General features: G+C 40.9%; 9 protein-coding genes and 1 tRNA gene. 2 read left to right on the top strand and 8 right to left on the bottom strand.

The window, feature by feature from the left end; translation table 11 throughout:
* Window positions 1–84 precede the first annotated feature (84 nt).
* Window positions 85–159 (bottom strand) — tRNA-Val (locus tag AC0UMU_RS04590).
* Window positions 160–306: 147 nt separating this feature from the next.
* On the opposite strand from AC0UMU_RS04590, the gene purB reads away from it, so the two are divergent.
* Window positions 307–1,653, top strand: coding sequence for an adenylosuccinate lyase (gene purB / locus AC0UMU_RS04585; RefSeq protein WP_288640108.1), 1,347 nt, complete (start codon window positions 307–309; stop codon window positions 1,651–1,653).
* A 128-nt stretch (window positions 1,654–1,781) separates the two neighbouring features.
* Here the strand turns inward: purB and AC0UMU_RS04580 are convergent, their stop codons facing one another.
* Both AC0UMU_RS04580 and AC0UMU_RS04575 read right to left on the bottom strand, forming a co-directional pair.
* Window positions 1,782–2,162: a MerR family transcriptional regulator gene (locus AC0UMU_RS04580; protein WP_473979882.1), complete on the bottom strand. Its 381-nt coding sequence runs from the start codon at window positions 2,160–2,162 to the stop codon at window positions 1,782–1,784.
* A 10-nt stretch (window positions 2,163–2,172) separates the two neighbouring features.
* Window positions 2,173–3,144 carry a M23 family metallopeptidase gene (locus AC0UMU_RS04575; RefSeq protein ID WP_009319159.1) on the bottom strand — a complete coding sequence of 324 codons (972 nt, stop codon included), beginning with the start codon at window positions 3,142–3,144 and terminating at the stop codon, window positions 2,173–2,175.
* A 356-nt stretch (window positions 3,145–3,500) separates the two neighbouring features.
* On the opposite strand from AC0UMU_RS04575, the gene alaS reads away from it, so the two are divergent.
* Window positions 3,501–6,122 (top strand): alanine--tRNA ligase, encoded by a 2,622-nt coding sequence (alaS, locus tag AC0UMU_RS04570; RefSeq protein ID WP_278585384.1) that lies wholly within the window; start codon window positions 3,501–3,503, stop codon window positions 6,120–6,122.
* A gap of 110 nt (window positions 6,123–6,232) precedes the next feature.
* Here the strand turns inward: alaS and AC0UMU_RS04565 are convergent, their stop codons facing one another.
* The 5 genes from AC0UMU_RS04565 to folP form a co-directional block, all read right to left on the bottom strand.
* On the bottom strand, window positions 6,233–6,544 hold the full coding sequence (locus AC0UMU_RS04565; protein ID WP_009319161.1) for a heavy-metal-associated domain-containing protein: 312 nt from the start codon (window positions 6,542–6,544) through the stop codon (window positions 6,233–6,235).
* 36 nt (window positions 6,545–6,580) lie between these two features.
* Window positions 6,581–8,797, bottom strand: a complete 2,217-nt coding sequence (locus tag AC0UMU_RS04560; RefSeq protein WP_473979881.1) for a TonB-dependent receptor — start codon at window positions 8,795–8,797, stop codon at window positions 6,581–6,583.
* A gap of 210 nt (window positions 8,798–9,007) precedes the next feature.
* Window positions 9,008–9,406, bottom strand: a complete 399-nt coding sequence (locus tag AC0UMU_RS04555) for a hypothetical protein (RefSeq protein WP_022390500.1) — start codon at window positions 9,404–9,406, stop codon at window positions 9,008–9,010.
* 142 nt (window positions 9,407–9,548) lie between these two features.
* Window positions 9,549–10,319 carry a diadenylate cyclase CdaA gene (gene cdaA, locus AC0UMU_RS04550; RefSeq protein ID WP_022390499.1) on the bottom strand — a complete coding sequence of 257 codons (771 nt, stop codon included), beginning with the start codon at window positions 10,317–10,319 and terminating at the stop codon, window positions 9,549–9,551.
* Between the two features lie 3 nt (window positions 10,320–10,322).
* Complete coding sequence (folP, locus tag AC0UMU_RS04545; protein ID WP_022390498.1) at window positions 10,323–11,183, bottom strand: dihydropteroate synthase; 861 nt, start codon at window positions 11,181–11,183, stop codon at window positions 10,323–10,325.
* Window positions 11,184–11,213: the final 30 nt, after the last annotated feature.

Here is an 11,213-nt window from a genome sequence, read left to right as displayed (position 1 = left end):
CGACCCTCTGCTTGTAAGGCAGATGCTCTGAACCAGCTGAGCTAAACGCCCGAAAATCTTTCGGTGAAATAATAAATTTAAAGGTGGGCGTTGACGGATTCGAACCGCCGACCCTCTGCTTGTAAGGCAGATGCTCTGAACCAGCTGAGCTAAACGCCCGGAGGATTGCTTATCAAAAGCGAGGCAAAGGTAAGACATTTTTTTTAACCTCAAAACAAAATCTTCCTTTTTCTGCAAAAAAACGTTTTTTTTTGGGGAAATCAGACAGATAAGTTACTTTTGCAAAAGAAAATGAAAAACCTTCTTATGGAACTGACAACCCTTACTGCAATCTCGCCCGTTGACGGGCGTTATCGGGGTAAAACCGCCCCACTTTCCGAATATTTTTCAGAATTTGCCCTTATCCGTTACAGGGTACGTGTAGAAATCGAATATTTCATTGCTCTATGTGAGCTCCCTCTACCGCAACTGGCAAATATAAACTCTGATATTTTTCCGAAATTAAGAGCGATGTACAATGATTTTACAGTAACCGATGCCGAACGAATCAAAGCAATCGAATCGGTCACAAATCATGATGTAAAAGCCGTAGAATATTTTATCAAAGAAAAGTTCGATGCGTTAGGAGGACTTGAAGCATACAAAGAATTCATACACTTCGGACTGACATCTCAAGACATCAATAACACTTCTGTTCCTCTATCTATAAAAGAAGCTCTGGAACAAGTTTATTATCCGATGCTCGAACAAATGATCGGTATGGCAAAAGAGTATGCCGAAGCATGGAAAGATATTCCTATGCTGGCAAAAACTCACGGACAACCGGCATCACCCACTCGTCTGGGAAAAGAAATGATGGTCTTCGTTTACCGCCTCGAACAACAGCTGAACGCCTTAAAACAGATTCCTATCAGCGGAAAATTCGGAGGGGCCACCGGCAACTTCAACGCTCACCATCTGGCTTATCCGGAATATGATTGGAAAAATTTCGGAGCTCGGTTTCTTAAAGAAAAGTTAGGCATCGAACGTGAAGCATGGACTACCCAGATATCCAATTACGACAATTTAGCCGCTTTATTTGACGGAATGCGTCGAATAAACACTATTCTGATCGACCTTGACCGGGATTTCTGGCAATATATTTCTATGGAATATTTCAAACAGAAGATCAAGGAGGGAGAAGTCGGCTCTTCTGCCATGCCGCATAAAGTCAATCCGATCGATTTCGAAAACTCTGAAGGAAATCTCGGAATAGCAAATGCCATACTCGAACATCTTGCTTCAAAATTACCGATCTCACGATTGCAAAGAGACTTGACCGATTCTACCGTACTACGGAATATCGGTGTACCCCTCTCCCACATGCTCATCGCACTGCAAAGCACGATGAAAGGGCTCGGGAAACTGCTTCTTAATGAAAAAGCAATTTACAACGATCTCGACAACATGTGGAGTGTCGTAGCAGAAGGTATTCAAACAGTTCTTCGCCGCGAGGGGTATCCTAAACCTTATGAAGCATTAAAGGCTTTGACCCGCACCAACGGTATCATAAATGAAGAAGCTATACATGCGTTTATCGATACTTTGAATGTTTCGGACAATATCAAGGCCGAATTGAAAACCATCACACCACACTCCTATACAGGGATGTAATATATTTATAAATATAACAAAAGCCACAAGAAATCTCCGACAGAAATTCCTGTGGCTTTTGTTATCATTCAAAACCGGACCAGTAAAAAATAAAGAAAAACCGCCTGTATAAGTTTTACAATAAAAAATCACAAATCAGCCTCATCCGATTCATTGTGACCGGAAACATCGATTTTTGCCAACTCATTCCGTATTCCGCAAAGCTCTTCACGAACACTCTTTAAACGTGATATGATCTCATTACTCCGGATAACCCCAGATCGGTTTTCTCTTAACTGTTTCTTTGCGCCGGCAAGGGTCAGGCCTTTCTCCTTCAATAGATAATAGACTAACCGGACATTATCAATATCTTCCTGATTATAAAAACGTACACCCCTTGAAGAACGATGAGGTGTAATAATATCAAACTCGTCTTCCCAATACCGGAGAGTAGATTCGTTTACCCCGAAATATTCAGCGACATCTCCGATTGTATAATAAATCCGTTTCTGTTTCTTCTCCGTATCCATTCTTCAAAAATTAATCCATTACCCGTCCTTGATTTTCGGCAATCTGTATCATGCGGTCATAGTCAGCAGGACTCAAATCAAAGAAATAATAGTTAATCGGATTATCATGTTTGCCTTTATAAATTACTTCATAGTGAAGATGAGGGCCTGTCGATTTACCGGTATTTCCCACTAAACCGATCTCCTCTCCCCGAATAACCTTTTGTCCGTTCCGCACAGAAATATGGCTCAAATGAGCATAACGGGTTTTATATCCATACCCATGATTGATGACAATCGTTTTTCCATACCCCTGTTTCCAACCAGTCTCGACAACCGTACCGTTTCCCGTAACATATACCGGAGTTCCGATATCTGCGGCAAAATCCATCCCCTCATGAAATTTACGGGTTTTATAAATAGGGTCTATGCGCAGCCCATATCCCGAAGCCGTTCGCTTCAAATCTTTGTTCGACACAGGCTGAATGGCCGGCAAGCAATTTATCCTATCTTCATTCTGCTGTCCCAATTTCACCAGTTCATTAATCGAATTAGTCTGTACATATAGCTGCCGATTAAGTTGTTCGACCTTCTGTGTCGTAGCAACAACCAAATCTGCATCCGAAAGGTTCATCAGATCCTGATAACGGGACACATTATCCGTTCCGGCATTCCATACCGCTGCACTAATCGGATCTGCTTGCAAAATAACCCGATACAGATTTGCATCCCTTTCTCTTACATCGGCCATCACATCCAGTGCCTCATCCAAACGACGAGAAAGCAACTTATATTGAGACCGCATCTGCTGATTCTCCCGTTTCAACATTTTCTCACGGGGAGAGTCCACAAAATAGTTCAACACCGAAAACAAAATTCCTCCCAATATAATTCCGCTCAACAAATGACGAAAAACCGTAGCCATACGTTTTCTGAACGATGGATACACCCGTTCATAACTCAACGTATTGGGATTATATACATAAAAGACTTTTTTTCTCATAACATTTTGCTCAATACATTCGGGTCATAATCACCGGCAAGACATACCGTCCCCGTTCTATAAAACGCAAAATACCGATATATTAATACCTGTCTTTCCTGAAAAAACATATTTTTAACAGCAAACTAAAAAACAGGGAAACAGACCGAAAACAAGCCTGAAAAAAAACGACAAAACTACTTTACCGGAATTTTTAAACAGGCTCTTAGTAATTTTTTGCGCAACAATAGCCACAAAAATAATATTTTAGGCTATTTTTGCAAACTGTTTTTCAGAATATTAAATAACGACAGACTTATTTATCGGCTCTACTGAAAAACAACTGCTTAATAAACGTAAACTATAAATCATTAAATATGCTCACAGCTAAGGAAATTCGCGAATCGTTCAAGAGCTTTTTCAACTCCAAGGGACACCAGATCGTTCCTTCCGCTCCCATGGTAATAAAAGATGATCCCACATTGATGTTCACCAATGCAGGAATGAACCAGTTTAAAGATATTATTCTCGGAAATGTTCCGGCACGTTACAAACGGGTCGCCGACTCTCAAAAATGTCTTCGGGTCAGTGGAAAACACAATGATCTCGAAGAAGTAGGATTGGATACATATCACCACACTATGTTCGAAATGCTGGGGAACTGGTCGTTCGGAGATTATTTTAAAAAAGAAGCTATAGACTGGGCTTGGGAATACCTTGTGGATATTCTCAAAATAGATCCGGACAGATTATATGCCACCGTATTCGAAGGTTACGCCCCCGAAGGTCTGGAACGTGACAACGAAGCAGCATCGTATTGGGAAAAACATCTCCCCGCTTCTCATATCATAAACGGAAACCGTAAAGATAATTTTTGGGAAATGGGCGATACCGGCCCTTGCGGTCCTTGTTCCGAAATACACATCGATTTGCGAAGCGATGCAGAGCGGGCTCAAATAGACGGTGTAACGTTGGTAAATGAGAGTCATCCTCAAGTAATAGAGATATGGAATCTCGTATTCATGCAATACAACCGTAAAGCCGACGGATCTCTCGAACCTCTGCCGGCCAAAGTTATCGATACCGGAATGGGATTTGAACGCCTTTGCATGGCTCTACAAGGAAAAACATCGAACTATGACACCGATGTATTCCAGCCGATAATCAGAGCAATCGGGCAACTATGCGGCAAAAAATACGGAGAAGACCGGCAAGCCGATATTGCCATGCGGGTTATTGCCGACCATGTGCGCACCATAGCGTTTTCTATCACCGACGGACAATTACCGTCAAATGCTAAAGCAGGATATGTAATTCGTCGCATCCTTCGCCGTGCCGTACGTTACGGGTACACATTCCTCGGTCAACATCAAGCGTTTATATATACGCTCATACCGACTCTTATCGATACGATGGGAGATGCCTACCCTGAATTAATTTCTCAAAAGATATTGATCGAGAAAGTCATTAAAGAAGAAGAAGAATCTTTCTTACGCACTCTTGCTACCGGGATGAAATTGTTGGACAAAGTAATGGCAGACACCAAAGAAGCCGGAATGGATTGCATCAATGGAAAAGACGCATTTACTCTTTACGACACTTACGGATTCCCGCTCGACCTCACCGAATTGATTCTTAAAGAAAACGGATTATCGGTAGATACAAAAGAATTTGATGCTCAAATGCAACAGCAAAAAGAACGGGCACGAAACGCTGCTGCTATCGAAACCGGAGACTGGGTAATCGTAAAAGAAGGTGAACCTCGTTTTATCGGATACGATTTTACCGAATGTGATGCAGAAATACTCCGTTATCGTAAAATCAAACAAAAAAATAAAGAATTATATCAAATCGTTCTCGATCAGACCCCGTTCTACGCAGAAAGCGGAGGACAGGTAGGTGATACCGGAACTTTAACCGGCGAAGGCGAAACGATAAAAATAATCAATACGAAAAAAGAAAATAACCTGAGTATTCACATCAGCGAAAAGCTCCCGAAAGACATCACCGCTACACTTCGGGCGGTTATCAATAAAGAAGCCAGACTTGCAACAGCTTGCAATCACTCGGCGACTCATCTGCTGCATGAAGCTCTTCGCACGGTACTCGGCACACATGTAGAACAAAAAGGATCATTGGTAACGCCCGATATACTGCGTTTCGATTTTTCTCATTTCCAAAAAGTAACTGATGAAGAATTGCGATTGGTAGAACAACTTGCTAATCGGAAAGTTCGTCAAGCTATCCCTTTGAACGAGCACCGCAATGTTCCTATTGCAGAAGCAAAACAAATGGGAGCAATGGCGCTATTCGGAGAAAAATACGGAGATGAGGTTCGAGTTATCCAGTACGGTTCTTCTATCGAACTCTGTGGAGGTACTCACGTTGCAAATACAGGAAATATCGGTATGATCCGTATCATTTCCGAAAGTTCTATCGCTGCCGGCGTACGTCGTATTGAGGCTGTCTCCGCTGCAAAAGCCGAAGAGCTGGTCGATTTCCAACAAGACACATTAAAAACAATCCGACAAATTTTCAACAATGTTCCGGATATTACCGCTGCGATCAGAAAAGCGATAGATGAAAATGCTGATTTGAAAAAACGGACAGAAGAATTTATCAAAGAAAAAGTCGCTTTGATGAAAGAATCTCTACTGAAAAATATGAAAGAACGTTCGGGAATGAAAATCATACTCCTCAAAGCCGCAACTCCGGCAGAGGTAGTAAAAGATATTGCTTTCCAAATACGAGGTGAAGTTCCCGAACACCTTTTATTCGTTGCAGGAACAGTAGATGAGAAAAACAAGCCGTTACTTACCGTAATGTTAAGCGATGACCTTGTTTCTGCAGGGCTTAATGCATCGGCTCTCGTTCGTGAAGGAGCAAAATATATACAAGGAGGTGGTGGTGGACAGCCTCATTTTGCTCAAGCCGGAGGGAAAAATCCGGAAGGAATATCCGTAGCCATAGATAAAATTATTGCACTGGCAGAGAAATAAATTTTAACAGCAAAAAGCCGTCATTTTACGATTAAAATGGCGGCTTTTAGTTTAATGAAAATTTAGAATGGCTCTTTATCGATAGCCATGTTTCATCATATAATACAGCTTTATTTCTTTTTCTCTTTCTTGGTTTCTTTTACAAATTCTGCCTCATAATTGAACTTTTTGAATCCTTCTTTCAATTTTTCAACAGTCGTTTTATCAGCATCATAGGTAATCGAAGCCGTCTTTTCTTTTAAATCGGTAGAGATCTCTTTTACTCCTTTCTCAAAACGGATATTGTCTTTTACTTTCCGTTCACAATTTTCGCAATACATTTGAGGAACTTTAAACACGACTATCCGGAGATCTTTCGCCACAATCACCGTCACACTCAATAATGCCATTACTAAAACGGCTGTAAATCTTTTCGCTTTCATAACTTTATTCCTTTTTTATTAAACATATTGATTTCTCTAATTTCGAGCCCAGTTAAAACGAATTCCTATATAAGCTTTCGCCCCGTGTACAGGCCCCCATATCATCGTAGAGTCAAAATTTTCTCCCCACGGATTGGCCGCATCGATAATCGGATTTTTCTGTTTAAAATTCGTCAGGTTCTCTCCGCCCACATAAATAGACCAACGACGGAAATAACGTGTAATTTGCACGCTAAGCTGCTCAAAAGAACCATAGCGGGCACTCCATGAAGGAGTCCCATCTTCCAGAATATACCGACTCGGCATCCGACCGCCTCCGTTCAACTGAAGAGTCGCATCAAATTGCCATATTTCAAGAGGTGTCTTATAGGATGCCGTCACCAGTCCTTTATACCTGCTTGTCAAAGGTCTTTCTTTAAGCTCTCCGTTATAAGTAGTCTTCGCATCTGTAAAACGATAAGCCGCCGTAAGAGTAAAGCCTTTGAAAAGAGGATAATTCGCCTCAACCTGAAAAACATGAGAATAAGAACGTCCGTTCAGATTATAAAATGCTATTTCATGCGGATCTGTATCCATATCTACAACTACTTGCTTCAAAAAATCCGTATAATAATATTCTGCATTAAGGTTCAAGGTCTTACCGAACAAAGGGATATACGACGAAATACTTGCTCCGTAATTCCAAGCCTCCTCTTGATCCAAATCTCCGGAAATTCTTACTTTTCGACTGCTGGCAAGCAAATAATTATTTTCTGCCAACACATGATTGGTTCGATATCCTTTCCCTGCCGAAAGACGGAAATTTACAAACTCATTCGGATTATATTTGACATGTGCCCGAGGGGTAACAAAAAAACCGTGCATACTACTGTAATCTCCCCGTATTCCACCCATAAGTATCAATTTATCTTCCAAATTATAGGTATATTGCACATAAGCTCCCGGAACAGATTCCTTTTCAAAAGATTTAAGACGAGGGAGCTCTACATCGTTCGTCAAACGGTATCGCTGATCATATCCGTCATAATTAAAGCTCAAACCGGTAGAGAGGCTATGCTGTTTACTAAATTCAGTCTCGAACAATAACGAAGCATACACATTGGTCTGATCCACATCATAAAGTTTATGCCCATAAACGGCATCCTGATTATGAAAAGTTCCTTGGAGAATAAGAGCCAGATTCGTATTCTTTTCTTTATTAAAGATATAAGCGTTTTTGGTAAAAGCTTCATAGCGTCGAGTATCGATTCCGATTTTATACAATTCCTGTCCCGGATTTCCACCATGATTTACCTGACCGTTATTCCGCCATTCAGAAAGAGCTTTAATACCGGCTTGAAAAACATAATGATCCCCCATATACGCCCAACGATTCCAAAGATTATATTGCTCTACTCGAGGAATATCCGCAAAACCGTCATGATTGGCATCATGAGCCATCGTTTCATTTTCATAATGAGCTAAAAGCGAAGTACTCCAACGCTTAGACAGCTTTAATGTAGCATCGGCATTGGCCTCATAACGCCCCGTACTGCTGGCAAACAGATTGGCAGAAACCCAGTCAGCCTCCGGCAACTGAGGTTTTTTAAATTCGACATTAATCTGTCCTGTAATAGACTCGTATCCGTTTTTGACAGACGAACTACCTTTACTCACCTGAATACTCTGCATCCACGGTCCGGGAACATATCCCAACCCATAAGGAGCTGCAGCACCTCTGTAATTAGGGATATTCTCGGTCATCATCTGCACGTATGTACCGGACAACCCCAATAATTTAATTTGCTTCGCACCCGTGGCAGCATCTGAATAACTCACATCGACAGATGGATTTGTTACAAAACTTTCACCCAAATTGCAACATGCCGCACGACTTAATTCTGCACTACTGATAATATCGACATTCATGGCACTACTTCTTAATTTCGTAGTTCCGAACCTGCGTCTTACGACATTAACCTCGCCTAAAGACAATCCCTCACGTAAAACTATTTCCAATTTTACATTTTCACTATCGACATGGATCGTATCATTTTCAAACCCTATATAACTAATAACCAACGTTTCGCTATCCTTAGGTTTATCAACAGAAAAGCTTCCGTCTTCGGCAGTAACCGTAAAAATCTTTGTATTGACCCATGCTACATTAGCTCCGGGTAACGGCGCTCCTGCACTATCTTTAACAACACCCCTTACCTTAGCCTGTACCGGGTACAAAAGCAAAAAGAAAAATATTAAAAATATATATTTCATATATGACAGTTTATTTATTACTCAAAAACTCAGTCTTTCCATAACGCCCATAATCACAAAGCCTTTCCCGTTCATTGAGATATGTCCGGCAACTCGACTTGCAATAGGGGAAATACAAAATCACGCATCTTAAAATAACTCAAGACACGCTGCACAGGAACAAGCAGACTCTTCCCAAAGAGACATTTGCTTATCCCCCCACAATAAATTCTAAATAAGAAAAACTGAATAAAGAGCAAGATAATAACGTGTACATACCGGATTAGGAGGAATATCCCGTATCTCGACACGTTCGGAATCAACAGATGAAAGATTTTTTTTCACATCTGGCGACAAATAACAGAGAATTTGCGCAAAAGGAACAGAAACAGAACATCCACAAGACTGTTTCACCAAATCTACCTTATAAACAGTGGCAGAACATCCTTCATCCCCACAAGAGTCATTCGATAAAGAATTTGTATCACGGCATTTTTCACAACCGGCAACACAGCATTTCTGTTCCGCTTCACATCCGGGACAGCAATAGTGCATAATAGAAACCCCTACTCCCGCAAAAACGATCAGCAGAGACAACGAAACAGCCAATATATAACGAAAACTTCTCATAGTACGCTGCAAAAATAAAAAGATTCGTTCGTTATGACCATTTAATTTTCCCTTTTTATTTATTACATTTATTAAACATATAAATATACAATTACTTAATTATCTCACCAAAAATTACGATTCTACGTCCTTGAAATAACAATTATTCTGCAGTTTCGGACAAAAAATGTTCCAAGTCCTTACCAGAAAGACGCAAGTGCAATTTACCATTACGTGCAGCCGAAATGTTTCCGGTTTCTTCCGATACGATAACAGCCGTAGCATCCGACTCTTGAGTAATACCCAATGCCGAACGATGCCTTAATCCCAAAGACTTAGGAATATCGTTATTATGAGACACTGGCAATATGCAGGCAGCCGCCACAATACGATTATCCGCAATAATCATAGCTCCGTCATGCAAAGGACTGTTCTTAAAGAAAATATTTTCTATAAGACGCGAATTGACATCGGCATTTATAATATCTCCCGTCTGCTCATAAGCTGTAAGCGCCATATCTTTCTGTATTACGATAAGAGCACCGGTTTTGGTCTTGGACATATTCATACACGCATACACCAAAGGCATGATATAAGATTGCTGATCTGTATTTTTTTCTTTATCGGGGAGGAATAATCTGAAAAAGAACCGCCATCGTTTATGAGATCCCAATTCGACAAGAAAACGACGGATTTCATCTTGAAACAAAATAACTAAAATCAAGACCCCGACACTTACCAGCTTATCCATTATCGCCCCGAGCAAACGCATATCCAAAATCCGAGTAACAACGACCCAAACTCCGATAAAGGCCATAACACCGGCAAAAATATTGATCGTGCCGGAATCTTTCATCATCTTGTAGATATTATAGAGCAACAAGCCGACAAGCAAAATATCTAAAGCATCTTTTATTCCGAAATGAACAAACATAAACTATCTTGTTGTTAAAGTTTTCGTAACGATCTTCACTGTTTCCACAGCTTCTTTGACATCATGTACACGTAATATATCCGCACCTCCCAACAAAGCAAGAGTATTCAGTACAGTCGTACCGTTCAGGCTCTCTTCCGGAGATGTTCCCAACAATTTATAGATCATGGATTTTCGAGATATTCCTGCCAAGACAGGGAATCCCAACACTTGGAACTCAGACAATCCATTCATCAATAAATAGTTATCATCTAACGTTTTACTAAATCCGAAGCCGGGGTCTATAATAATATCATTCACACCCATCAACCGGAGTTTATCCGTCTTTTCAGAAAAATACATCAACAAATCGGCAATGATGTCGCCATAATTCGTATATTCCTGCATGGTTCGGGGAGTCCCGCGCATGTGCATCAATATATACGGTACACCGAGAGAGGCAACAGTTTCAAACATTTTATCATCCAATTCTCCTCCCGATATATCATTAATCATCGACACCCCGAATTCCTCTACACAACGACGGGCTACCTCTGCACGAAAGGTATCTACAGAAATATAAACATCCGGATATACCGACCGAATCAGCGAAAGAGCTCGTGATAAACGGTTCATCTCTTCTTCTTCCGGGACATCCTCTGCCTGAGATCGAGAAGAGTAAGCCCCTATATCGATAATCGCACCACCCTGTTCGACAATCTCTCTCACACGAGATATTACAGCAGTTTCGGTATTACAACGACTTCCGGCATAAAACGAATCGGGAGTAACATTCAATATCCCCATTACCAAAGGCGGAGTCAGAGCTACCACATCCCCGTTCAGGTTTATAGTAAATGAAGGTTTGTTGCAAACAACATTCATAAACGATCTTTTTATTTATAATGAACGAAG

Source organism: Coprobacter fastidiosus (assembly GCF_982245605.1).
This window is presented reverse-complemented; position numbering and strand designations above follow the sequence as displayed.

Bases quoted from the DNA above. Each gene is read 5' to 3' on its own strand.
- purB (WP_288640108.1), top strand. From the start codon at position 307: ATGGAACTGACAACCCTTACTGCAATCTCGCCCGTTGACGGGCGTTAT.
- AC0UMU_RS04580 (WP_473979882.1), bottom strand. From the start codon at position 2,162: ATGGATACGGAGAAGAAACAGAAACGGATTTATTATACAATCGGAGAT.
- AC0UMU_RS04575 (WP_009319159.1), bottom strand. From the start codon at position 3,144: ATGAGAAAAAAAGTCTTTTATGTATATAATCCCAATACGTTGAGTTAT.
- alaS (WP_278585384.1), top strand. From the start codon at position 3,501: ATGCTCACAGCTAAGGAAATTCGCGAATCGTTCAAGAGCTTTTTCAAC.
- AC0UMU_RS04565 (WP_009319161.1), bottom strand. From the start codon at position 6,544: ATGAAAGCGAAAAGATTTACAGCCGTTTTAGTAATGGCATTATTGAGT.
- AC0UMU_RS04560 (WP_473979881.1), bottom strand. From the start codon at position 8,797: ATGAAATATATATTTTTAATATTTTTCTTTTTGCTTTTGTACCCGGTA.
- AC0UMU_RS04555 (WP_022390500.1), bottom strand. From the start codon at position 9,406: ATGAGAAGTTTTCGTTATATATTGGCTGTTTCGTTGTCTCTGCTGATC.
- cdaA (WP_022390499.1), bottom strand. From the start codon at position 10,319: ATGTTTGTTCATTTCGGAATAAAAGATGCTTTAGATATTTTGCTTGTC.
- folP (WP_022390498.1), bottom strand. From the start codon at position 11,183: ATGAATGTTGTTTGCAACAAACCTTCATTTACTATAAACCTGAACGGG.